This window comes from Rivularia sp. UHCC 0363 (assembly GCF_034931125.1).
Classification (GTDB): domain Bacteria; phylum Cyanobacteriota; class Cyanobacteriia; order Cyanobacteriales; family Nostocaceae; genus Rivularia.
This window is the reverse complement of sequence record NZ_JAYGHM010000064.1, coordinates 24,107-45,918: the sequence shown is the minus strand read 5'-3', so window position 1 is coordinate 45,918 and position 21,812 is coordinate 24,107. Positions and strand designations below refer to the sequence as shown.

Here is a 21,812-nt window from a genome sequence, read left to right as displayed (position 1 = left end):
TAACTCTTTTAATCCAAAATTCAGTCTTCGTAGCGTGTCCGGAGGACATAATTTAAAATCTAAAATCTAAAATCTAAAATCTAAAATCTAAAATCTAAAATCTAAAATCTAAAATCTAAAATCTCCTAACTCCTTTAAGTAAATGCAAAACACTCGCTTAAATTCTTTATTAGATTTAACTGTCAGGAACTTAGCGCTATGGTTTCTCAATCCTTGGAGGAGAGTATCGCTATTGATAATGAGTTTCTTGTTTGGCTTTTTTATGGGAACGGTAGCTGCGACTACAGCAGGACAAAGAGCGGTCTTAGATATTGTTGTAGCTGCATTTCTAGTAACTTTTACGGAAGTTAGCAGTCGGATAGTTTACAGAAGACCTCCGAAAGAGCGGCGTAAATTGTGGGTAGAATCACTTAATTTGTTAAAAGTTGGTTTTACTTATAGCTTATTTGTAGAAGCTTTTAAACTTGGTTCTTAGAGGATGTTTTAAAAGTCGGATTTAATACCTTACCTGGCGACTGTAAGTCGCGGCTACACAAGCAAAACCCACCTCCGTGGGTTGAAAACGTATTAGTCCACGGAGGTGGACTTAGCCTGTGTAGTAGCGGTTTTAACCGCCGGATACTTTTAAAACATCCTCTTAAATAATGGGGAATCGGATAAAATTAATTATCGGCAATCAACTCCCCATTTGCGGATCGCAATTATTTATCAAACGATACGGTCATTTCATTAACCCGCACGTCTAAAGGTTGAAGATTGGGATTAGTTGAAGATAATTCTTGGTCTCCAGATACAGATATATACTGCTTAGAGTACTTTTCATATGCTTTTTCATCTGGGTCAAGCACTAGGGAAAGTTGACCTTGATATTTAGATAAATTAGTACCTGCTAAATTAACAGAACCACCGTAATCCCAACCGAATCCAGTTAATTTAAATTCACCCAATTTTTGGCGTAATTCTTTCAAAGCAGTTCCGATACCAATACCTTCTGGGGTTTTCCATTCAGAACCAAAGCCTTGAATATATGCTATTTTCTGACGAGTTTCATCTTTCCAAAAAACTATAAAAGCACGTTTTGTATCTGAATTAACTTTGGTAGCTGGAACTGAAACTGTACCCTCAGCTTGTAAAATGGTGTCATCTTTGAGGTTAGATTCACCAAATATTTTAACTAAATCTGCACGGGTGGTTTCTGGAGTTACTGCACCAACACGCTCTCCCGGAATTATTAAAGTATTTTCCGATTTATTATCAGGCTTTGCTGAAGCAGTAGTTTGTCGATTATTCGATTGTATATTTTCTTCTATTGCAGCGGGATTTGGGGATTGAGTTGCTGTTTGTACGGAATTTGCGGAATTATTAGCTGAACAACCGATAATTAAACTTAAAACAGCAACCAAAAAACCCTTCTTCGCGGAAATCATTTATGTACCTCAAAACGAGTATTTGTAAAAGATATATGTTCTATTTGAGACTTCTAAATCAGTTTAGCTAATTCCTGAAATTGTGAAATTTTCGGTATTTATGAGCATTTATAGTTACTCATCAAACTGTACTGTCATTTGAGCAAGCTTCATATCTAAAGGTTGCCAATTTGGATTAGTTGAAGAAAATTCTATGTCACCTAATATGGCTTTATACTGCTTGGGATGATTTTTAGCAGCCTTTTCATCAGCAGCAAGTCGCAGAGAAAGTTTTCCTTGGTATTGAGGTAATTTAGTAGTTTCTAAATTGATAAATCCGCCGTAATCCCAACCTAATCCAGTTAATTTAAAATCACCTAATTTTTGGTTTAATTCCTTCAAAGGAGTTCCGACACCGATACCTTCTGGAGTTTTCCAAGCAGAGCCAAAATCCGTGACATATAATAATGATTTTCGTGTATCTTCTTCCCAAACAACTGTAAAATTATTCTCTTTACCTAGATTTACTTTTGTAACTGGAACCGAGAGAGTTCCTTTATCTTCTAAAATTACGTCGTCAGTTAGTTTCGACTCACCAAACATTGTGACTAAATCAGCACGAGTCGTTTTTTTTGTCACCGCACCAACTTGCTTCCCTGGAATTATCGAAGTATTTTGTGAAATATCTTTTTGTGTTGAATTGCTAGAACAACTTACTACCAAAGCCAACATAATAACGCTAACAAACTGTTTAATTAAAACCATTTTATCTGCCTTAAATGAAATTAAATACTCATAACAAATCTGTGTTGAGTATATAACAATCATCAACAGCGTCAAGTATAGATATAAACGTTATAAAATCTTGATTATTAAAAGCGGGAAATGAGGATAAATGTGATTTCAAATACTATTCAAATACTAATTAAATAGTGCTAGCTTTCCAAAAAACATAAGCTGCTAAAATAGCAAGTCCAACCCGAAACATCAGACTCACAACTTGGTCTTTTAATTTAGGCAAAAAACGAGTACTAATTTGCGCTCCTATTAGTCCTCCAAATCCTAAAATTAAACCTGGAACGAGTAAAATATTTCCTTCAAAAGCGTGTCTGGTAGCAGCAGAAAGAGAACTCATAACAATTACTCCTAAACTCGTTTGGATTGCAACTTTTATGGTTTCTCCTAATAAAATAATTTGTAACGGTACCATAATTACACCACCACCCACACCGAATATACCTGCAAGTATTCCCGCAGTTCCCCCGGTAACAATTCTGGAAATAATAGAACTAATTTTTGATTGATTCTGCTCGGTTTCTGCTTCTTGCTTTTTTGATAAATTCTTACGTAAATCGACTAAATATATAGTAAATAAAAGTAATATTCCGAAAGCAACTAACTGATTTTTCGGAGGAATAGACTTTGCTAACCCAGCACTAAAATAAGCTGTAATTACGGCCGGAATTCCCAGCAAAATTACCTGTTTAATATTTATAAAGCCCATGCGCCAATTCTGAATAGTTCCAGAAGTCGCTGTAATTACAATTGCTAAACTGCTAGTAGCAACAGCCTGCAATGGTGTATATCCAAACGCCAATTGTAAAGGCACTAAAACCGTACCACCACCAATACCTAACAATCCGGCGAGAATACCTGAAACTAATCCACTAATCGTCAAAAGCAGCCAATTTTCCATGTTTAATTTAAAAGAAAGGGAGTAGGGAGTAGGGAGTAGGGAATAGGGAATAGGGGATAGGAAATAGGGAATAGGGAAGAGGGAAGAGGGAGTAGGGAGTAGGGAATAGGGAATAGGGGATAGGGGATAGGGAATATTTATTAATTCCTAACTCCTAATTCCTAACTCCTAACTCCTAACTCCTAACTCCTAACTCCTAACTGTTTTGCCTTCTGGTAATATTGCTTTCGGTAACATTCCATGAACGCCTTTTTGAGGTAAATTAACGACTTGTGTAATGCGAAAACTTACGGCTAAACTGCATAAGACATAAGCATCTTCTGGTGATAACTTTGTGCAGCTTACCAGAAAATCAATCATGTTGTTTAATGCTTTTTCTAAAGCTTCATCTAAGGTTTGAGCGAAGCCCATCGCGATAATATCAGTGGGAGTTTCGGCGATCGGTGTTGAAATTTGCAAATCTTTACGAAGCTTTAGTTCAATGGTACCGTTCATGGAAGTTTCAATTGCAGTCACGTTTACTTCACCATCTCCTTGGGCTGAATGTCCATCACCGATGGAAAATAAAGCACCGGGAACGAAAACGGGTAAAAATATTTTAGAACCGGCTTGTAATTCACGATTGTCCATATTACCACCGTAGTTTCCTGGAGGTATGGAATTTCGTATTTCCGGTGTCGCAACCCCAAGAATACCAAAAAAAGGTTTGAGGGGAATTTTAATCCCGCTACTTGGGGGAAATTCTATAACGTTATTTTCCAAATCCAGAGGAATAAATCTTAATGCAGGTTGATCGAATTGCTGCGGTAAAGCACCCCAACCTTTACGGATAGCATTAAAACCAACAGGTAAACTGGGAGTAATTTTATTTAAAGTTATTTCTAAAACATCCCCAGGTTGAGCATCTTGGACGTAAATTGGTCCGGTAAGTAAATGAGGACCCTGGGCAATTTTGCGATCGCACGAAAGATTTTCATAAATATCGCTTAATTCAGGAGTTAAAAATTCTGCTGGTGCTTTGTCGCAAACATGAAACCCCGTGTAAGTTTCTACATCCACCGTATCACCGGAATTTACGGTTAAAACAGGTTCTAACAAATGCGAAAAACCGCCAAGATGCACCGTTTCTTTAGTGGCTTTGAGAATGTGATGAGTCATTAGCGGACTTTATGCTTGCTCAGTATTATTGCTTAGGATAGCTTGTTTGATGTTTAGAAACAAAGATAGATAAAAAATTGCCATGTCTTTTTAGAAAGGCATGACAGCAACTAAATAATTTATACATTTGAGTTAACTTTAGCGATTAACCTGCATTCAAAGCCGCTCTTAATTCTTTCAAAACATTACCAATTTCTACAAATTCTGGATTTTGTGAGAGTTTTGTAAGAGCTTCGTCATCGCTTTCCATGATTATCTGGTTGTAAGCGCTAATTGCAGTATTAAGCTGATTAATATCTACACTTGGTGTACCACTATTCTGGGCTAGCTTAGTATCTATTGCTATACCTTTAAGACTCGCGACAAGAACACCAGGTGTTGCGGATGCTGAAGTAGAACCACCAAACAGAGCCGAAAGCGCACCTATAAGTGCCTGTGCAGATGCTGGAGAAACTCCCAGACTCCCCAATACAGCCAGTACTTGAGCTGCTGCTCCGCTAGAACCAGAACCACCCAAAATAATAAGTAGAACAGTACCAGCAGGAGTTCCTGCTGCTGGAGGATTGCTGGCTATGCTAGCTGCGGCACTATTAACATTAGCCTGAACTGCTGGAGGAACGCTAACTTGTCCATTAGCACCAACAGTTGCACCCGTACCAGGAGCTGCGGGTGATGCTTGAGCAGGGCTGAATGCACCTCCAACAGCACTTGATGAGTCTGGAGTAACACCGGGAGAAGGAGCAGAGCCAGCATTAACTTTCATCGACATAGCACCGATGAAAGAACTTACAAACAATAAAACTAAACCGAGACTTAAAGGTAGTCTTTGCTTTTTCATCACTTTTGCCTCAAATAAAATTCACGCCAAACTTGAAATTTAGAACTTGAAACTGTAACCACCACTGATTGATAAACCAGAACCGTTACCAAGATTATTGGTAATGTCTGTTACAACAGCATTGATAACTACAGGGGACTTTTTGAAAGGAGCAAAGGAACCACCAAAATTTAAGCTATTTCCAGTCCAACTGGTAACAATAGCGGCTTCAGGTGTGACTCGTAGACCCGCACTACCGAAGAGATTAACAGAATTTTCGTTATCTTGAATTGCACCTTTGGAACGGAAACTACCAGTACCTAAACCGACAGAAACAGTTAAAGGCATTTTATTTTTTGAGTCATTCGGTTTGAGGTCAAATGACTTGGTAGCTACACCGTAAAAAGTCTCTTTAGCACCCTTAGCATCTCCCCACTTCACGGGATTCGACCAACCTAAAGCTACAGCAGTACCATCTTTTAAATACTTGTGTACTTTTACACCAACTGTTCCGCTATCGCCAAGGTCAAAATTTTGACCGCCAATACTGGTAAGGTTAACGCCAACCTCTACACCAACTGACTTCACTGGGTCTCCGAAACCAGCACCAACGCTTAGAGAACCGTCAACGTAACCGTCATCTAAAGGAATAAATCCACCGCCACCGACATAAGCTTGACCAGCACTTGCACCATAGGCACTGGGAGTTCCAGCGCTAGAACCAGGGGCTGCTGCTGGAGGTTCACTTGGTACGAGAATGGGGTCAATCATTAACTTTTGACGCAGTTCGTTAGAATCGCCAAATGTATCCCCAACGACTCCAGAAGAGTCTGTTTGAGCAACTGCTGGATTTGCAGAAATAACAGCACTCAGTAGAAAAAAGCTAGCGAAAGAACTCTTCAGAAATTTTACTTTCATAGAAGTAATAAAAATCACTTATTTTCGGGCATAGCAATCTTAGGAGAGCTATTTTTAGAAAACAAGTAACAGCTATTACTAAAAAGAATTATCTTTTAAATTTTATGAAAAATTTAGATAGACATGAGTATAAACTTCGCATTCATCATGTCTATATATAATGATTTTGATAAATAAATATTTAATAAAATTGAATTATTTGTAGAGGATAAATGAACTTATTTACTTATTTAAAGTAAAAATTTACGCTACTTTTAACCTGGAGCAGATTTAGGATTAGATCTCTACGCAAGTAATACCAGCGGACAAAACGGAATCGGGGGATTAGTCGCAGATACGGGTACTAATATCGGCTTTAATGTCCACTGGTTATTTAGGTTATAAAAAAATCTACTTTATAACTTTATAATTAATTGCTTCCTCTCGAACCTTGATAAATTCGATTCATTTGTTCTCTTGATAAGCGTGTTTTAGGAAAACCTAAATCCTCGTAATCTATTTTCTTCAATGGTTCAACCACTTCTTCAACTTCATATTCATTAACCTGACTATGAGGTGAAATATAAGCATGACTTTCCGGGTCGTATGCTAAAATTTCTCCCGTTTCAATCTGATAAATCCAAGCGTAAACCTTAACTTGTTTTTGATAAAGTTTGGAGTGAATCACCGGATAAGTACGTAAATTATCGATTTGCGTCAAGACGTTTTCAGCAATCATGATTTCTAGTAAATCTTCCCCTTCGTATTCGCTGTAATGGTCTAAAACCAAACGTCGAGTTGCTTCAGCATACTTAAGCCAATCAAACACCAAAGGCATTTCAGACTGTAATTTATTTAACTTCATCAGTCCTTTCATTGCCCCGCAATTAGAATGCCCGCACACAATAATTTGGTTAATACCTAAAGCTTGTACAGCATATTCAATAGTCGCTCCTTCACCGCCATTTGTAGCTCCATAGGGAGGAATTATATTACCAGCATTGCGAATGACAAACAGTTCTCCAACTCCAGCTTGGGTAATTAGATTGGGGTCAACACGGGAATCAGAACAAGTAATAAATAATACTCTCGGCTTTTGATCGTGAGAAAGTTGTTCAAATAATTCTCTATGGATGCTGTAATAATTAGCCTTAAATTCACGCAGACCCTTTACGAGTTTTTTCATATTATTTTAGTAGGGAATAGGAAGTAGGGAATAGGGAATAGGGAATAGAGTAGAGTTCCAAATATCTGTCCTCTTAATCTAAAATCCAAAATCAAATAACTTTTAACCTTATGTTTACTTTCTCATGTTTTGGGAATACTTGGTATATCCCTAAATCACTGAGAATTATGATCGGCGATCGCTATCCAAAATCCCCTACCCGTCGTCTGACAATACTTTATAGTTCTTCCCTAGCTCTAGTCGCTTGTTTGTCGATCGCAGGACAAGTTGTCATCCAGCGTTTACTATCTCAACAGCAGTTAGATATTCAAGTTGTTGGTAATGTTGAACGTCAGCAGCTACTCAGTCAAAGATTGGCTAAATTTTCTTAATAGTCTATTTTGGACTATTCTAAAATGGACTATAGACTTTTTCATATGCATATAAAGAGTCTATGGATAAAAGTATTGTTTCAAACGAGTACAAAATTTTTCTTAAACTGCTCAAAAATATCCGAACCGAACGCGCTTGTACCCAAGAAAACCTTGCATACAGAATCGGTGAAACTCAGTCGTTTATTAGTAAATGCGAACGAGGAGAAAGACGTATAGATATTGTTGAACTACGGCATTTTTGTTTAGGAATGGGAATTACTCTTGGAGAATTTGCACAAGAATTTGAAGCAGCTTTGATGCGAGGTTAAATATGGTTCAGGAACACAATCAAAGTTCAAGTTCAGAATTTGAAGTGTATCTCTCTCAAGTTGAACATTATGGTCAAGTTATTCCAGTACACTTACCCAATCAAGTATTACAGGACTTACGCAAAATAGCACAAGCAAAAGGCATACATTCTCAGGAATTAATCATTGAAGCTGTAGATAAATTTATCAAAGAACAGCACTAATTAAGTGCTAAAGGAAGTTCCAACTGTTTACTTGTTACGTTTGAATAATCTGCATATAGCCATTTATGGAATGCAATCCCAAGTGCTTTAGCAACTGGTGAAGGAAAAGCATTGCCAATCTGACCATAAACAGCGGTTTTTCCTCCATAAAAATGCCAATCATTGGGAAAGCCTTGAAGTCTAGCAGCCATCCTATTAGTTAATCGAGGTATTCCTAAAAAGTTTTTCTCTGGTGCTTCATTTGCAATACCTTTTCCATCAATACCAAGCTCAAGCCATTCTCTTTTTGCTCTTTGCGGTCTTAAATCGGCTCCTCCATGTTTCTTGCTACCTCCAACTAAGCAAGGAGCAACTTTATTAGCTTTTTGCACCCAATCATTTAACCCTAGCCAGTCTTTTACACCCATTAAATCTTTCAAAACTTCTCCAACAGTGCTTTTTTGCATAACTGGGCAATTCCAAGGAAAAGGAATTTCTTCATATTTTCTTCCCACAAGAATAAATCTTAATCTAGCTTGACAGACACCATATTCACTTGAATTAACTACTTTCCATTCGCAGTAGTACCCTAAAGAATATAGTTGACTAATTATCCAGTTTCTATAGTTATTAAATTTGGTATTGCTAAGTCCTCTGACATTTTCCAAGAGAATAAAGCGGGGTAAGCATTCCGAAATAATTCTGATTACCTCTGGAAATAAATCTCTTTCATCAAAAAAGCCAAGTTGCTTTCCTCCCGAACTAAAAGGCTGACAAGGTACCCCTCCTGCAACCAGATCAACTTTACTCGCAGGTTGTTTGGGAAATCCACCCGAAGAAGGTGGTGATAGCGCTCAAGCACCAGCAACAGCCCAACCAGTTGCGAATATTAGTCCAGAATTAGCACCAGAAACCAATTCTGTTAAGTTGGGATACGTGCCGATTGTAGAATCAGCACCTTTAATTATTGCCAAAGAAAAAGGTTTTTTTGCTAAATATGGCATGAATGATGTAGAACTTTCCAAACAAGCTTCTTGGGGTTCGGCTAGAGATAACGTTGAAATTGGTGCTGCTGGTGGCGGTATTGATGGTGGACAATGGCAAATGCCTATGGCTCATCTAATTACCGAAGGAGTAATTACCAAAGGTAATAAACCGATTCCCATGTATCTGCTATGTCAGTTAATTACTCATGGGAACGGGATTGCGATCGCGTCTAAATGGGAAGGTAAAGGACTCGATCTAAAACTTTCGTCAGGACTAGTTAGCCAAGTCAAGGCTAGTAAAGGAGGAGCCGATCGCTTCAAAGCCGCTCATACTTTCCCCCACGTCAATCAGGATTTTTGGATTCGTTACTGGTTGGCTGCTGGTGGTGTTGACCCCGACAATGATATAAATTTACTTCCCGTACCGTCGGCTCAAACCGTTGCCAACATGAAGACTGGGACTATGGATGCCTTTAGTACGGGAGATCCGTGGCCCTATCGAATTGTTAAAGATAAAATTGGCTACATGGCAGCATTAACCGCAGATATCTGGAAGAATCACCCTGAAGAATATTTAGCTATCAGAGCAGATTGGGTGAATCAAAATCCCAAAGCAACCAAAGCAATTTTGAAAGGCATAATGGAAGCTCAGCAGTGGTGCGATAATTTTGATAATCGTCAAGAGATGGCAACCATTTTGTCACAGCGACAATATTTTAATGTTCCGGTTGATGTTCTTTTAGACCCATTTATGGGTAAATACGACATGGGGAATGGTCGCAAAGTTGATGATAGATCGATGGCTCCACTGTATTGGAAAGATGAAAAAGGCAGCGTTTCTTATCCCTACAAGAGTCACGATTTATGGTTTATCACTGAAAGCGTGCGTTGGGGATTCTTGCCTCAAGATTACATTACTAATAATGCAGCTAAAGCTAAAGCATTGATTGATAAAGTTAATCGTGAAGATATTTGGAAAGAAGCAGCGAAAGAAGCAGGAATTCTGGCTGCCGATATTCCGACAAATACATCTAGGGGTGTGGAAGAATTTTTTGATGGTGTTAAATTCGATCCTGAAAAACCCGAAGAATATTTACGCAGTCTCAAGATTAAGAAAGTCAGCGTTTAACTTTAGAGACGGGGTGCATCGCTACGTCTGTTATTGAGTTAGAAATTAGAAATTAGAAATTAATTACTCACTCGCAACAACTACTTACAAATCATTAAATCAACGATAAAAATAGAAATGACAACTACTACTAAAAGACCAGTAACTCCTGGTATCAATCGCAGTATAACTGCCCGTTTTCAAAAGCAATTACCCGATATTATCCCTCCCTTAATAGCGCTTCTCGTTTTCTTAATTGTCTGGCAGCTTTTTTCTTGGATACCAGGAGCAACTTTACCCGGACCGATAAAAGTAATTCAAGATACGTGGATATTGATTTTATATCCTTTTTATGATAAAGGCGGTATTGACAAAGGTTTATTTTGGCAGATTTTAGCAAGCTTACAAAGGGTAATAATTGGCTATAGTTTTGCCGCAGTTATTGGTATTGGCTTGGGTATTTTGATTGGTGTCAATAAAACCATGTCCAAAGCTTTAGATCCGCTGTTCCAATTATTGCGGACTATCCCACCTTTAGCTTGGGTACCGATTTCTTTAGCTGCATTGCGACAAAACGAACCCGCAGCATTATTCGTAATTTTCATCACCGCAATTTGGCCAATCTTAATTAACACTGCGGTAGGAGTAAAAGAAATTCCTGAAGACTACAATAACGTTGCCAAAGTACTACAACTTTCTAAAAAAGAGTACTTTTTTAATATCTTAATTCCCGCCGCTTTACCCTACATTTTTACGGGATTAAGAATTGCGATCGGTTTAGCATGGTTAGCAATTATCGCCGCAGAAATCGTCATGTCCGGGATTGTGGGAATAGGCTTTTTCATCTGGGATGCTTATCAAAATAATTATGTCAGTGAAATCATTTTGGCTCTAGTTTATATCGGTATTGTAGGTTTGTTGCTAGATAAAATGATGGTTTGGATTCAAAACAAAATCTTGCCACCAGCAGACCAGAAGTAGTTAGGAGTTAGGAGTTAAGAATTAATATTTATTTTTAACTCCCTATCTCTCTTTAACTTCTTTTCTCAGCGTCCTCTGCGGTTTTGTAATCATTAATCTTGTCGTAAACGAGTTAAGAACTAACCAAAAAATCATTATCCATAGGAAATAAAAATATGAGCGTATTTGTTGCCGTCGATCAAATTGAGAAAGTTTTTAATTTAACTGGTGGTGGTAAATATATTGCCCTTAAAGGTATTGATTTAGAAATAAAAAAAGGAGAATTTGTATCCTTAATTGGTCACTCTGGATGCGGAAAATCAACTTTATTAAATATGATTGCTGGTTTAGATTTGCCTACTGAAGGTGTTGTCACCCTAGAAGGTCAAAGAATTACTCAGCCAGGACCCGATAGAATGGTAGTTTTCCAAAATTATTCCTTACTACCTTGGCGGACGGTACGAGAAAATATCGCTCTAGCGGTCAACTCAGTCATGGGAGATTTACCAGCACCCGAACGACGTAAAATTGTCGATAGACATATAGATATGGTGGGATTACGTCCCCATGCTGATAAACAACCTGGAATGCTATCTGGGGGACAAAAACAAAGGGTGGCGATCGCTCGTGCTTTGGCAATTCGTCCCAAGTTATTGCTGCTAGATGAACCATTTGGTGCTTTGGATGCACTAACGCGGGGTAATTTACAAGAACAGTTGATGAAAATCTGTGAGGAGAATCAAGTTACTGCCGTCATGGTGACTCATGATGTGGATGAAGCCGTGTTGCTATCCGACAGAATTGTCATGCTCACCAACGGTCCCGCATCTAAAATTGGCAGCATCTTAGAAGTAGATATTCCCAGACCCCGCAAACGGATGGAAGTAGTGGAACATCCTAGTTACTACAGTCTACGTAGCGAAATGATTTATTTCCTCAACCAGCAGAAACGGATCAAAAAAATTCGCGCTCGCAAAAATACCGTTGTTTCCAATCATGGTTTAGAAAAAGTTAATTTAGAAATTGGTTTTGTTCCCCTAACAGCTTGCGCTCCGCTTGCAGTCGCTAAAGAAAAAGGCTTTTTTACCAAGCATGGTTTAGATGAAGTGAATTTGGTACGAGAAACCAGTTGGCGGGGTATTGTTGATGGTATTGATGGTGGCTATTTAGATGCAGCACAAATGCCTTCCGGGATGCCCATGTGGTTGACTTTGGGAGGACATGAGAATAAATCTATACCTGTAGTCACTTCCTTAACTATGACTCGTAACGGTAATGCTATTACTTTATCTCGGAATTTCTACGAGCAGGGGATACAAAATTTAGATGATTTCCGAAATTACATCCTACGTACTCGCGATCGCCAACACATCATGGGGGTAGTACATCCCTCGTCGATGCACAATTTGCTTTTACGTTACTGGTTAGCTGCTGGCGGTATTAACCCGGATTTAGATGTACATATCCAAACTATACCTCCAGCACAAATGGTAGCAGATTTGCAAAATGGCAGTATAGATGGTTACTGTGTGGGCGAACCTTGGAATATTCGCGCTGCTTATGAAGGGGTAGGATTTACGGCTGCGACAGATTTAGATGTATGGTTGGGACATCCGGGTAAAGTTCTCGGAGTCCGGGAAGATTGGGCTGCGGCTTATCCCAATACTTTTATTGCTTTGACCAAAGCTTTATTAGAAGCTTGCTATTATTGTTCTTTGCCGGAAAATACGGAAGAAATTCGCCAGATTTTAGCGCGTAAAGATTACGTTAGCGTTCCTATTGAATATATTCAAATTGAACCAAATCATACTACCTGCGATGTAGACCATCCGGTAGGAGATTACGCTCATCACCAATTTTATGCGGATTCTGCGATTAATCGTCCCAGTCGCACCGAACAGATTTGGATTGTGACTCAATTAGCGCGTTGGGGTGATACTCCTTTTCCTCGAAACTGGGTGGAAATTGTGGAGCGGGTTTGTCGGGTGGGTACTTTTAGTACTGCTGCGAGAGAGTTAGGTATGGATACTAGCTATGTTCGTAAACCGATTCAATTTTTCGACGGGACTCCATTCAATGCTGATGACCCAATTTCTTACCTGAATGGGCTGCACATTAAACATGATTTTGCTGTTGCAGATGTGATTCTTGATAGTCAACGGATTGCTGCTTGAAGGGGGTTATCTGTTGCTTTTTATCTGTTAGGAAAAACCCGGAATTGGGGGATTCTCCCCCAAACCCCCGATTGGAGGACGGCTGCGTCCCCCAAACCCCCTCCAGAATGGTTGATCTGTTTTTGTTAATAATACTCGGCTAAGTAACATTATTTAAGTAGATTCCTCATTCGCAATTCCCAATTCGCAATTCCCAATTCGCAATTCCCAATTCCCTTTTATTATCATGAATAATCCCAGATCTGTTAGAAGTACATTAGGAATGCCCCTAGGTACCATTGGTGTTAAGTCTCGTGAGCCTTATTTACAAATAAAGGACGTTAGTAAAGTTTATCCGACTAAGAGAGGACCTTATACGGTTCTTGATGGTGTTAATCTTGATGTTGGTCAAGGTGAATTTATTTGTGTTATCGGTCATTCGGGCTGTGGAAAATCAACTCTTTTAAATATGGTTTCTGGTTTTAATACTCCTACTTCCGGGGAAGTAACCTTAGAAGGAAGACTGATTACTAAGCCAGGACCCGATAGAATGGTGGTATTTCAAAATTATGCTTTATTACCTTGGCGATCGGCGTTTGACAATATCTACCTAGCTGTAGACGCTGTATATCCCAACAAACCAAAACCTGAGAAAAGAGCGATCGTCCGCGACCATCTAGCAATGGTGGGATTGGGGGATGTGATGGATAAAAAACCTACTCAACTGTCTGGGGGGATGAGACAAAGGGTTTCCATCGCTCGTGCTTTAGCTATTCGTCCCAAAGTATTGATTTTGGATGAACCCTTCGGAGCGCTAGATGCAATTACCAAAGAAGAACTACAAGAAGAATTGCTGAAAATTTGGAACGAAAACCGCTGTACGGTATTGATGATTACTCATGATATTGATGAAGCGCTGTTTTTAGCAGATAAGTTAGTCATGATGACCAACGGACCCCACGCGAAAATTGGGGAAGTCATGGAAATTTCTTTCCCTCGTCCTCGCGATCGCGCCAGAATTATGGAAGACCCGGAATACTATAAGTTACGTAACTATGCTCTAGATTTCCTCTTTAACCGTTACGCTCATGATGATGTAGGGTGAAAAAGGCAGGGAATAGGGATTATATTATTCTTCATTCCCAATTCCCAATTCCCAATTCCCTACTCCCCTTCCCCCTGAGTTTCAAATTCTGGTTTTTGTTCGCTCTTAATTTTATCTAAAAGCGATAGTACCCGATTACCTCTTTCAATTGAACGGTCTTCCAAGAAAATTACTTCTGGGGTACGACGTAAACGAATTCTTGAACCAAGTTCGCTGCGAACGTAACCAGTCGCTGACTGTAAACCAGCCATTGTTTCTTCTTTGGCTTCGTCAGTACCATAAATGGAAACGTAGATTTTAGCGTGTTGTAAATCGCCCGAAACATTTACATCAGTAACGCTGACCATTCCGGTACCTACTCGGTCATCCTTAATCCCGTGGATCAACATTAGGCTAACTTCCCGTTTAATTAATTCAGCAACGCGGGAAACGCGGCGATTAGTAGCCATAAAAATAGCCTCCTAACAGAGGTTTTACTACAGAAAATTCGGCATTGATGCGGGGTTAAATGCCCCCACCCTCAGCCTACTAAACTAAATTGTACTTAAACCAAGCATTGCACGCAGGGTAAAAGAAATAAAAACGAGAATCCCTACTAACATTCCGACGAAAATAACCGATGTGATCGGGCGCTTAAATATTGGTGTTAACCAGCCAAACGCATTCAAAAATATACCCAACGCGGTAGTTATCAAGTAGCGAGGGTAGCGAGAAACGTTATCCCAAAAACCATCAAACATTTTTTTTAGTATCTTGTTCTTTAACTGTAGTTTTTTTGATGTACTTAACTAAATAAATTGTAATCTAATAGTTTGTACATCTCTCATCTAAATATAAAACTATTTGGTTTACACCTTTGTAGTCAATTTTTTATTTGTCAATCTTTACTACTTTATCAGCAATAGCAGCTATTTTACCGCTTGTTGTCACAATTCTTTTAAAATTCTTTGATAAAATAATTTGTGCAGACTTAATAAAGTAGTGTATTGAAATTATTAGATGTAATTCTGATGGAATTATTAAATAACTGTATTTATATATAAACCTGAAAATATTTCAGAGTAGAATAGCCGCGAGTCATTAACTCAAAGTACAATAATGCTGTTAATAACAGTACTATTTACGAATTTTTAATCACATCTTATTTGAAGAGAATTATTACTTTTAATCTGAAATGCTTTGGTAATTCTCAATACTACTCTTTGAGGTTGGGACGTTTTTCTATTCCTGACTATCTACAATCTTTTAAGCTTAGTAGAGTCTCCTCAACTATCCCCTGACTAACTACATCATCTGGTGTTTGTAGGGGATACTTGGAGCTTTTTCACTGTTGAATGCCATGAAATCATCTATAGTAATTGTAAATTTCTGCAAAGTTAAAATAGATTCACGAATTGGTAGATGTCATTAATCTGCTTGTTTAACCTGCTTCAACTTCACTATTACCATTACGGATAGACCATGCTAATTCTAGCAACTTAGTCCATCGCTTTTGCAGTTGTTTCGGAGTACACTTGAGTGCTTTTGCAATTGTTTGGTCGTTTTGTTTATCGCTTTTTAGTTGCAACATTTGCCGTTGTTGTTCGGAAAGTTGATTGACAAAAGTATCCCATTGAGTAGAACACATTCCTAATTTTTGTTCCAAACTTGCACCCAACCACTGATGTACTAATTGCCAATTATGGGTGCGTGCAAATTTTTCTACATGGTACTTAAAACGCTGTTGTAGATAATCGCGCTGACGACTAGTTAAACCAAGAATCCGATCGATTTCTGGAGCGCTCAGATCTTGAAGCTTCAATGATAAATAGTCTACACAGTCACTTTGACCTTGAGCTTGTAGGTAATTTACTAACTCACCAACAACGCGATCGCGCTCTGCTTCTTCTGCTGGGTCAAAATTGGATTGTGCAACCATTTGCGATCGCACTTGTTGAACTGCGGAACTGCGTTGATAAGCTTCTGCATCTTCGGATTTGGCAGATTCTAATGCCATTTCCATATCGACGGTAGTTTCTTGAGGTAAACGACGGCTAAAGCCTTGAGCGCGGAGGATGATTAACTGTTGGTTAGCGTTACCTGGTAAGGAGATACGACGCTTAGCATACTGTTCGGTAAATGCCATGTACTCTCCTAATTGCAACCGAGTCCGGGGAGTATAGTCTTGGGGCAATTCGTTTTCCCGACGGAAGGCTTTAATCGCTTCAATATAAAATGCTTGGAGAAAATCTTCAATCAAGTTGTAACGTGCATCAAATCCTAACTGACAACCGGGAAGACTGATATGACGGTAAACCATAGAACCAAGAGTACTATGTAATTCTACTCTACCGCGTCTGGAACCTAGTTGATAATAGTGCAAGCACTTTTGCAAGCGGTGCCGCGCTAAACTAAATAACCAAGATTTAACTTGTCCGGATGATTGAATGCGGTAGCTTTTCTCGCAAATCCGTTCTACTTCTTTAGCTATGCGTGTAGCGATTAATTGAATAGTTTCAGGAGTAGCTTTAACATTTGATTCTAACTCTTGACAAATCTGCTGAATTAGTACATTGTTAGTATCCTGGTTATTTTCCTGGAGTTGTAGGTTTTGGGGTTGTACATTTGCAGTTTCGTTTTCAACAGCAGATGTAGAGTCGGGTAGATTAGCAAAGTTTGTTTTCATCATTTTTTTAAGAGTGGTACTGCACCGTAACTACTGTGCGTTCGCAGACTGAGAAGGGAGTTGTTAGAAGGTGTCATCTATCAAGGCTCGCTATCAGTGCCGCTCACACTTATGAATATAAGAAATATCCGTAAGTTCCGGATGTGCCGGTGTGTCGCTTTCTTCGGGTTTCTTCAAAAGGCGACTGTCACACTCCTAAGTACAAATACTTAAAATGGCTTGAAAGTTTTATCATGTAAGGGTTTGACTCCTAATGTACCTATCCTCATTTTAGCTTGATTAATGTGACAATTTGGAAATTGGAGTACCAAAATTAATTGAAAAGACAAATTGAAGTAACGAGTTTTTTTAACTTCTGCGAGCAAATAAAGCAGTAAGTAATATCGAAAGCTTGTTTACTCCCAGTAGTCCTTTTTAAAAGTTTTGACGGGTTGAGGTAGTGCGACCATCTTGCTCGCTAGAAGTTTCCACCAGTTCGCTAGAAGCAATGAGCGTGTGCGTAAGCGCAGATTCGCGTAGCGTCGCACTACGAATTTCTTAATCATCAGAATTAATGCAAAGGGTCACTAGTTTCCTTCTATCCATGTTGCGGCTTCCTCCCAACCTAAGCCTTGACGTAGAATCGTAGGCTGTTCTTCAGTCATATCTACAATAGTAGAGACTTTATAGCTAGGTTCTTCGCCAGTATCTATGATTACATCTACTAAACCTTCCATCCGGTCAAATAACTCCACTTGCGATAAGGATTGTGGTTCTAGCAGTATGTCCTCACCATCAGTGTCTGAAGCTGGAATATGGGCTGAGGTTGAAATAATCGGGTTTCCTAAAGCTTCCAACAACTTTAAACAAACTGCATTATTCGGTACTCTAATTCCAGTGGTTTTGCGCTTTGGGTTTTGCACCAATTTCGGCACCAGTTTAGTCGCAGGTAGTAAAAAGGTGTAAGTTCCTGGAATCAAGTGCTTCATAATCCGATAAGCTGTATTGCTGACAAAAGCATAAGTAGCCACGTCAGAAAGAGAAGGACATAAAAATGTCAATGGTTTATCATTCGCTAGCTGTTTTATTTGCCGCACTCGCTGTACCGCCGATTTAGCATTCAAATCGCAACCGATAGCGTAAACTGTATCGGTCGGATAAAGCATAACTGCACCACTTTTTAGCGCTGCAATAATATCTTCTATTCGACGAATTTGCGGATTATCAGGATGAAGACTAAATATTTTTGCCATGAAAAAATGTCAAGATGAATATGTAATTAGTTAATTTAAAATTCAAAATTCAAAATTTTTGCTTCTTCCGTACTTGTTATGCTAATCAAATAGTTGTAAAAAGGAAGAAAAAGCGTAATAAAATGAAGCTTGTAACATTCTAAATCTTTATATAATAAGTATTAGGGCATATTGTCATCATAATTTAGCATACTATGTAATGGAAAACCAAATTTTTCTTGATTAAATATCAGGAGTATTCTAAATTTTAAAAAACAGACTTTAATCGTTGATAATTGTTAATTTAAAATTGAAATCATGAGTAAAATTGTTTATTTTCAATGTCCGACCGGAATTTCTGGTGATATGTGTTTGGGAGCTTTAGTAAGCTTAGGAGTAAGTCTTGAATATTTAATTGAAAACCTCAACAAGTTAGGAATTGGACAAGAATATAAATTATGGACTGAACAAGTTAGCCGCAATTTGCAACAAGCGAGTATTGTTCATGTCGATTTAATCGAGCATCATCACCATCACCACGGACGACATTTACCTGAAATTGAGCAAATGATCGAATCCGCAGGTTTACCCCAAAAAGCTCAAGCTTGGAGTTTGGCAATATTCCGACAGTTAGCGATCGCAGAAGGAGCAGTACACGGTATAGCTCCAGAAAAAGTTCATTTCCATGAAGTCGGTGCTGTGGATGCGATTGTGGATATCGTCGGTACTTGCTTGGGCTTAGACTGGTTGGGTATTGACAGCAATAAGCAAGGATTACCTTTACTATACTGCTCTAAGTTACCAACTGGCGGAGGAACGGTACGCGCCGCTCATGGAATAATGGCTGTACCAGTACCTGCGGTATTGAAATTATGGGAGATGCGGAAATGTCCCGTTTATAGCAATGGTATCGAACGGGAATTAGTGACACCAACGGGTGCGGCTATTGTAACAGCTTTAGCAACTGAATTCGGTTCGCCACCAACTATGACTTTGGAAAAAGTAGGTTTGGGTGCGGGTAATTTAGATTTACCAATATCAAATATTTTACGTGTGTGGTTGGGTGAAACGACAAATAATGACGATACTTCTCAAATACAAGATCAAGAAATTAGTCCTTATTTGGAAAATATTTCAGTTTTAGAAACGCAAATAGATGATATCAGTCCTCAAGCAATTGGTTATGTATTTGAAGCATTATTTGCAGTTGGTGCTGTGGATGTTTTTACTCAAGCTGTAGGGATGAAAAAATCTCGACCGGGAATTTTATTAACTGTTATTTGTCATCCAGAAAATTTAGTTGAATGTGAAACAGTTTTGTTTCGTGAAACTACCACATTAGGAATTCGTCATTTGACTCAACAACGTAGTGTACTGCAAAGAGAAATCCAACAGTTAGAAACAGAATATGGCAAGGTTAAAGTGAAAGTCGCGTGGAGAGGAACGGTGAAAGATAAGGCGATCGTAAATGTACATCCTGAATATGCAGACTGTGCGAAATTAGCGCAAAAATTCGGTATCTCCTGGCAAGAAATTCACAGGTTAGCATTACAATCTTGGTATTCAAAAAATCAGTAAGTAGTAGTTCACTACATAAGTTATGAGGGGTTAACGTAGTGCGTGTGCGTAAGCGCAGACTCACGTTAACGAAGTTTGCCCGAAGAGTAGTGTGCGCGTTCACCGCAAGGTGTTCCCGCAGGGAAGCGCGAGCGTCTCGCGCGCTAATTGTAACGAGCGACCAAGATGGTCGCACTACGAATGTTTTATCCATCAAAATTAATGTGGTGGAGTAGTAGTACTCCACCACATAAGTTATGAGGGGTTAACGTAGTGCGTTCACGAAGTGTGCGCGAAGCGCAAGCGTCTCGCTCGCTCGTTACCACCAGGGAGCGAGACCCGGACACTACGAATTTCTTACCCCGCAAAATTAATGTGGCGGAGTAGTAGACATAAGTTATGAGGGGTCATGGTAGTGCGAGCGTCTCGCTCGCTAATTGTAACGAGCGACCAAGATGGTCGCACTACGAAAATTTTATCCATCAAAATTAATGTGGCGGAGTAGTAGTAGTTCACTACATAAGTTATGAGGGGTTAACGTAGTGCAAGCGTCTCGCTCGCTAATTGTAACGAGCGACCTTTCCGGGTCGCACTACGAATGTTTTACCCCGCTGGTTGTAACGAGCAAGCTTTTCGGCTCGCACTACAATTCTAAATATTAATAACTATGATTTTTTACAAATGATTTAGGGTTGCAATAGGTTAGTCTTGAAAATCGTAGTTACATAATTACTGCATCAAAAATCGGATAGGCTTTAAATAACCTATCCGATTAAAAAATTAACTAAAGATTTTTTAAAGGCTTTTATTAATTAGCCGCATCTCTAAGCGTTCTTTGTACTGCATTCCCAGCATCTTGAGCAGCACGTTTAGTACCTAATTTTGCATCTTTAGCAGCACGTTGAGTACTTAATTTTGTATCTTCAACTGCATCACCTGCGTTATTGGTGAGTTTACCAAAAGCATCAGAGGTATTTTCTTTGATATTTTCAATTCCTCGCTTAGTTCCTTCAACAAAATCGGAAGTACTATCTTGTGCTTTATCTGCTGCATATCGCGCATCTTCTTTGGCATTTCTACCTAAATCTTCTAGGTTTTCTCCTTTCTTGTCCAAAGTACGACGAGTATTACCTGATAAGCTACCTGTTTGATCGATAACGTTAACTTCAGCATTATCTTTCAAACCCTTAGCTTTCATATTTGCAGCAGCTTCCGCAGCTTTACTTCTTGGGTCTACATCGCTATACTGATTCATCCCTCCTCGATAGTTGGAATCAGGAGATTTCGCATCCACAGAACTACAAGCTTGGGTAACAAACAGCAACATTCCTAATACGAAAGCAGTAAAAATCTGCTTAACTTGGATCTTTCTCAATGTAGAAAATATCTTATTCATTGTTGACTCCTTATTTTTGAGTGACTAATTGAGTTATAACCCGGAAAAGAACCAAAGCTTAAACCTTAATTGATTCTTTAGTTATTGAAGAATTATTTTTATCTACCTAACGCTGGATTTTTCTGCAATTCAGGTCTAGCACTTGCTTCTTCAGCTTTATCCTTGAAGAAACTTGAAGCTTCTTTAAAAGTTTCTTTAGCAGCATCAAGTCTTCCTTCTACGCGATCGCCTAAATCTGCTTGACGTTGGTTAAATCCACCAGCTTCAGCTTGGTTAGTACTTTCCAAAGTCTTAATTGGCAATTCTTTTTCTTTGGCAATTCTACCAGCAGGAGTCTCCGCACCGGGATAAAGCAATCCATCTGTTTTATTGCTAGAAATCAATAATTGCGAGTCCGTATCTAAATAAGCTAATTTACCGGCTTGCAATGCAGCGTTATTTGAACTTACTTCTAAAGAATATTGACTATTATTAAGAGTTATGCTGCTTGCAAACAATAATATCCCAGCTAAAAATACTGTCAGAATCTGACGCAGTTGTAATTTTTCCAAAAATCCGATTAAACGATTCACCATAAGTTCTCCTTCCGTTCGATTTATGTTTGTGTTTAAGATGCAAAATTTGATTATCAATTGTCAAGATTACAT

22 protein-coding genes and 1 pseudogene are annotated in these 21,812 nt (G+C 38.8%); 9 read left to right on the top strand and 14 right to left on the bottom strand.

The window, feature by feature from the left end:
* The first annotated feature begins 142 nt into the window (after window positions 1-142).
* Entirely contained in the window at window positions 143-475 is a 333-nt protein-coding gene (locus VB797_RS27440; RefSeq protein WP_323240934.1) for a DUF565 domain-containing protein, read from the top strand.
* Between the two features lie 226 nt (window positions 476-701).
* Here VB797_RS27440 and VB797_RS27435 read toward each other — a convergent pair whose 3' ends face one another.
* The 7 genes from VB797_RS27435 to VB797_RS27405 all read right to left on the bottom strand — a co-directional run bounded on the left by VB797_RS27435 (window position 702) and on the right by VB797_RS27405 (window position 7,160).
* The gene (locus VB797_RS27435) at window positions 702-1,427 is read right to left on the bottom strand and encodes a hypothetical protein (RefSeq protein WP_323240933.1); all 726 of its coding nucleotides are present in this window, start codon (window positions 1,425-1,427) and stop codon (window positions 702-704) included.
* Window positions 1,428-1,541: 114 nt separating this feature from the next.
* A complete protein-coding gene (locus tag VB797_RS27430; protein ID WP_323240932.1) occupies window positions 1,542-2,171 on the bottom strand; it encodes a hypothetical protein in 630 nt (209 codons plus the stop codon).
* 160 nt (window positions 2,172-2,331) lie between these two features.
* Window positions 2,332-3,102 carry a sulfite exporter TauE/SafE family protein gene (locus tag VB797_RS27425; RefSeq protein WP_323240931.1) on the bottom strand — a complete coding sequence of 257 codons (771 nt, stop codon included), beginning with the start codon at window positions 3,100-3,102 and terminating at the stop codon, window positions 2,332-2,334.
* A 189-nt stretch (window positions 3,103-3,291) separates the two neighbouring features.
* A complete protein-coding gene (locus tag VB797_RS27420) occupies window positions 3,292-4,260 on the bottom strand; it encodes an acetamidase/formamidase family protein (protein ID WP_323240930.1) in 969 nt (322 codons plus the stop codon).
* 145 nt (window positions 4,261-4,405) lie between these two features.
* Complete coding sequence (locus VB797_RS27415) at window positions 4,406-5,098, bottom strand: hypothetical protein (RefSeq protein ID WP_323240929.1); 693 nt, start codon at window positions 5,096-5,098, stop codon at window positions 4,406-4,408.
* 39 nt (window positions 5,099-5,137) lie between these two features.
* Window positions 5,138-5,995 carry a hypothetical protein gene (locus VB797_RS27410; protein WP_323240928.1) on the bottom strand — a complete coding sequence of 286 codons (858 nt, stop codon included), beginning with the start codon at window positions 5,993-5,995 and terminating at the stop codon, window positions 5,138-5,140.
* A 409-nt stretch (window positions 5,996-6,404) separates the two neighbouring features.
* On the bottom strand, window positions 6,405-7,160 hold the full coding sequence (locus tag VB797_RS27405) for a carbonic anhydrase (RefSeq protein WP_323240927.1): 756 nt from the start codon (window positions 7,158-7,160) through the stop codon (window positions 6,405-6,407).
* 110 nt (window positions 7,161-7,270) lie between these two features.
* Here VB797_RS27405 and VB797_RS27400 point away from each other — a divergent pair, with 110 nt between their 5' ends.
* The 3 genes from VB797_RS27400 to VB797_RS27390 all read left to right on the top strand — a co-directional run bounded on the left by VB797_RS27400 (window position 7,271) and on the right by VB797_RS27390 (window position 8,045).
* Window positions 7,271-7,531 carry a hypothetical protein gene (locus tag VB797_RS27400; RefSeq protein WP_323240926.1) on the top strand — a complete coding sequence of 87 codons (261 nt, stop codon included), beginning with the start codon at window positions 7,271-7,273 and terminating at the stop codon, window positions 7,529-7,531.
* Between the two features lie 62 nt (window positions 7,532-7,593).
* A complete protein-coding gene (locus tag VB797_RS27395; protein WP_323240925.1) occupies window positions 7,594-7,842 on the top strand; it encodes a helix-turn-helix transcriptional regulator in 249 nt (82 codons plus the stop codon).
* 2 nt (window positions 7,843-7,844) lie between these two features.
* Window positions 7,845-8,045 (top strand): hypothetical protein, encoded by a 201-nt coding sequence (locus VB797_RS27390; protein WP_323240924.1) that lies wholly within the window; start codon window positions 7,845-7,847, stop codon window positions 8,043-8,045.
* Here VB797_RS27390 and VB797_RS27385 read toward each other — a convergent pair.
* Complete coding sequence (locus VB797_RS27385; RefSeq protein WP_323240937.1) at window positions 8,042-8,821, bottom strand: DNA (cytosine-5-)-methyltransferase; 780 nt, start codon at window positions 8,819-8,821, stop codon at window positions 8,042-8,044. The genes VB797_RS27390 and VB797_RS27385 overlap by 4 nt on opposite strands.
* A gap of 1 nt (window position 8,822) precedes the next feature.
* Between VB797_RS27385 and VB797_RS27380 the strand changes: the two are divergent.
* From VB797_RS27380 to VB797_RS27365, 4 genes and pseudogenes are all read left to right on the top strand, one after another.
* Window positions 8,823-10,139 (top strand): annotated as a pseudogene (locus VB797_RS27380) (CmpA/NrtA family ABC transporter substrate-binding protein); the annotation flags it as partial.
* 117 nt (window positions 10,140-10,256) lie between these two features.
* Window positions 10,257-11,099, top strand: a complete 843-nt coding sequence (gene ntrB, locus VB797_RS27375; RefSeq protein ID WP_323240923.1) for a nitrate ABC transporter permease — start codon at window positions 10,257-10,259, stop codon at window positions 11,097-11,099.
* 155 nt (window positions 11,100-11,254) lie between these two features.
* Complete coding sequence (locus VB797_RS27370; RefSeq protein ID WP_323240922.1) at window positions 11,255-13,252, top strand: nitrate ABC transporter ATP-binding protein; 1,998 nt, start codon at window positions 11,255-11,257, stop codon at window positions 13,250-13,252.
* A 262-nt stretch (window positions 13,253-13,514) separates the two neighbouring features.
* Complete coding sequence (locus VB797_RS27365) at window positions 13,515-14,336, top strand: nitrate ABC transporter ATP-binding protein (RefSeq protein WP_323240936.1); 822 nt, start codon at window positions 13,515-13,517, stop codon at window positions 14,334-14,336.
* A 59-nt stretch (window positions 14,337-14,395) separates the two neighbouring features.
* Here VB797_RS27365 and rbfA read toward each other — a convergent pair whose 3' ends face one another.
* The 4 genes from rbfA to VB797_RS27345 all read right to left on the bottom strand — a co-directional run bounded on the left by rbfA (window position 14,396) and on the right by VB797_RS27345 (window position 18,233).
* Window positions 14,396-14,785 (bottom strand): 30S ribosome-binding factor RbfA, encoded by a 390-nt coding sequence (gene rbfA, locus VB797_RS27360; protein WP_323240921.1) that lies wholly within the window; start codon window positions 14,783-14,785, stop codon window positions 14,396-14,398.
* Between the two features lie 84 nt (window positions 14,786-14,869).
* Window positions 14,870-15,076: a DUF751 family protein gene (locus tag VB797_RS27355; protein WP_323240920.1), complete on the bottom strand. Its 207-nt coding sequence runs from the start codon at window positions 15,074-15,076 to the stop codon at window positions 14,870-14,872.
* A gap of 680 nt (window positions 15,077-15,756) precedes the next feature.
* Entirely contained in the window at window positions 15,757-17,001 is a 1,245-nt protein-coding gene (locus VB797_RS27350) for a HetZ-related protein (RefSeq protein ID WP_323240935.1), read from the bottom strand.
* Between the two features lie 566 nt (window positions 17,002-17,567).
* Window positions 17,568-18,233 (bottom strand): L-threonylcarbamoyladenylate synthase, encoded by a 666-nt coding sequence (locus VB797_RS27345; RefSeq protein ID WP_323240919.1) that lies wholly within the window; start codon window positions 18,231-18,233, stop codon window positions 17,568-17,570.
* 297 nt (window positions 18,234-18,530) lie between these two features.
* Between VB797_RS27345 and larC the strand changes: the two genes are divergently transcribed.
* Window positions 18,531-19,790: a nickel pincer cofactor biosynthesis protein LarC gene (gene larC, locus VB797_RS27340; protein ID WP_323240918.1), complete on the top strand. Its 1,260-nt coding sequence runs from the start codon at window positions 18,531-18,533 to the stop codon at window positions 19,788-19,790.
* Window positions 19,791-20,577: 787 nt separating this feature from the next.
* Here larC and VB797_RS27335 read toward each other — a convergent pair.
* Together VB797_RS27335 and VB797_RS27330 are read right to left on the bottom strand one after the other, a co-directional pair.
* A complete protein-coding gene (locus VB797_RS27335) occupies window positions 20,578-21,165 on the bottom strand; it encodes a hypothetical protein (RefSeq protein ID WP_323240917.1) in 588 nt (195 codons plus the stop codon).
* Window positions 21,166-21,263: 98 nt separating this feature from the next.
* The gene (locus VB797_RS27330) at window positions 21,264-21,740 is read right to left on the bottom strand and encodes a DUF6658 family protein (RefSeq protein WP_323240916.1); all 477 of its coding nucleotides are present in this window, start codon (window positions 21,738-21,740) and stop codon (window positions 21,264-21,266) included.
* Between the last annotated feature and the right edge of the window lie 72 nt (window positions 21,741-21,812).

Excerpts from the sequence above, each read along its gene's own strand:
- VB797_RS27440 (WP_323240934.1), top strand. The coding sequence starts at position 143 with ATGCAAAACACTCGCTTAAATTCTTTATTAGATTTAACTGTCAGGAAC.
- VB797_RS27435 (WP_323240933.1), bottom strand. The coding sequence starts at position 1,427 with ATGATTTCCGCGAAGAAGGGTTTTTTGGTTGCTGTTTTAAGTTTAATT.
- VB797_RS27430 (WP_323240932.1), bottom strand. The coding sequence starts at position 2,171 with ATGGTTTTAATTAAACAGTTTGTTAGCGTTATTATGTTGGCTTTGGTA.
- VB797_RS27425 (WP_323240931.1), bottom strand. The coding sequence starts at position 3,102 with ATGGAAAATTGGCTGCTTTTGACGATTAGTGGATTAGTTTCAGGTATT.
- VB797_RS27420 (WP_323240930.1), bottom strand. The coding sequence starts at position 4,260 with ATGACTCATCACATTCTCAAAGCCACTAAAGAAACGGTGCATCTTGGC.
- VB797_RS27415 (WP_323240929.1), bottom strand. The coding sequence starts at position 5,098 with ATGAAAAAGCAAAGACTACCTTTAAGTCTCGGTTTAGTTTTATTGTTT.
- VB797_RS27410 (WP_323240928.1), bottom strand. The coding sequence starts at position 5,995 with ATGAAAGTAAAATTTCTGAAGAGTTCTTTCGCTAGCTTTTTTCTACTG.
- VB797_RS27405 (WP_323240927.1), bottom strand. The coding sequence starts at position 7,160 with ATGAAAAAACTCGTAAAGGGTCTGCGTGAATTTAAGGCTAATTATTAC.
- VB797_RS27400 (WP_323240926.1), top strand. The coding sequence starts at position 7,271 with ATGTTTACTTTCTCATGTTTTGGGAATACTTGGTATATCCCTAAATCA.
- VB797_RS27395 (WP_323240925.1), top strand. The coding sequence starts at position 7,594 with ATGGATAAAAGTATTGTTTCAAACGAGTACAAAATTTTTCTTAAACTG.
- VB797_RS27390 (WP_323240924.1), top strand. The coding sequence starts at position 7,845 with ATGGTTCAGGAACACAATCAAAGTTCAAGTTCAGAATTTGAAGTGTAT.
- ntrB (WP_323240923.1), top strand. The coding sequence starts at position 10,257 with ATGACAACTACTACTAAAAGACCAGTAACTCCTGGTATCAATCGCAGT.
- VB797_RS27370 (WP_323240922.1), top strand. The coding sequence starts at position 11,255 with ATGAGCGTATTTGTTGCCGTCGATCAAATTGAGAAAGTTTTTAATTTA.
- VB797_RS27365 (WP_323240936.1), top strand. The coding sequence starts at position 13,515 with ATGCCCCTAGGTACCATTGGTGTTAAGTCTCGTGAGCCTTATTTACAA.
- rbfA (WP_323240921.1), bottom strand. The coding sequence starts at position 14,785 with ATGGCTACTAATCGCCGCGTTTCCCGCGTTGCTGAATTAATTAAACGG.
- VB797_RS27355 (WP_323240920.1), bottom strand. The coding sequence starts at position 15,076 with ATGTTTGATGGTTTTTGGGATAACGTTTCTCGCTACCCTCGCTACTTG.
- VB797_RS27350 (WP_323240935.1), bottom strand. The coding sequence starts at position 17,001 with ATGAAAACAAACTTTGCTAATCTACCCGACTCTACATCTGCTGTTGAA.
- VB797_RS27345 (WP_323240919.1), bottom strand. The coding sequence starts at position 18,233 with ATGGCAAAAATATTTAGTCTTCATCCTGATAATCCGCAAATTCGTCGA.
- larC (WP_323240918.1), top strand. The coding sequence starts at position 18,531 with ATGAGTAAAATTGTTTATTTTCAATGTCCGACCGGAATTTCTGGTGAT.
- VB797_RS27335 (WP_323240917.1), bottom strand. The coding sequence starts at position 21,165 with ATGAATAAGATATTTTCTACATTGAGAAAGATCCAAGTTAAGCAGATT.
- VB797_RS27330 (WP_323240916.1), bottom strand. The coding sequence starts at position 21,740 with ATGGTGAATCGTTTAATCGGATTTTTGGAAAAATTACAACTGCGTCAG.